Genomic DNA, 703 nt, shown 5'->3' on the forward strand with positions numbered 1-703 from the left:
TGAAAGCCGGCGATCACGTGCTCGTCTCCTGCATTTCGAGCTGCGGGCAGTGTGAATACTGCCGGCGCGGAATGTACTCGCACTGCAAGACGGGCGGCTGGATTCTCGGCAACCGCATCGACGGCACGCAGGCCGAATACGTGCGGACCCCGCACGCGCAAACGAGCCTGTACCGCATTCCCGCCGGCCTCGACGAGGCGGCGCTCGTGATGCTTTCAGACATCCTGCCAACGGGTTTCGAGTGCGGCGTGCTCAACGGCCGAGTCGAACCCGGCAGCACGGTCGCCATTGTCGGGGCAGGACCGATCGGGCTGGCCGCGCTTTTGACCGCGCAGTTTTATTCGCCTGCGCAGATCATCATGATCGACATGGACGCCAACCGTCTGGAATGCGCGAAGCGATTCGGCGCAACGGCGTGCATCGATCCGCGCGCGGGCGACGCCGTGGATGCGGTGATGAAGCTCACGGACGGCGTGGGCGTGGATTGCGCGATGGAGGCCGTCGGCGTGCCTGCGACGTTCGAGCTGTGCCAGCAGATCGTGGCGCCGGGCGGCGTGATCGCGAACATCGGCGTGCATGGCGTGCCGGCGTCGCTGTTCCTCGACAAGCTGTGGGACCGCAACGTGTCGATCACGACGCGCCTCGTCGATACCGTGAGCACGCCCATGCTGCTCAAGACGGTGTGCGCCGGACGGATCGATCC

General features: G+C 65.9%; 1 protein-coding gene. It reads left to right on the plus strand.

The window, feature by feature from the left end:
* Window positions 1-703: zinc-binding dehydrogenase (locus U5A58_RS40415; protein WP_321965454.1), on the plus strand; the 703-nt coding region annotated here is incomplete at both ends.

It is taken from the genome of Paraburkholderia sp. J7 (genome assembly GCF_905220155.1).
Lineage (GTDB): Bacteria > Pseudomonadota > Gammaproteobacteria > Burkholderiales > Burkholderiaceae > Paraburkholderia.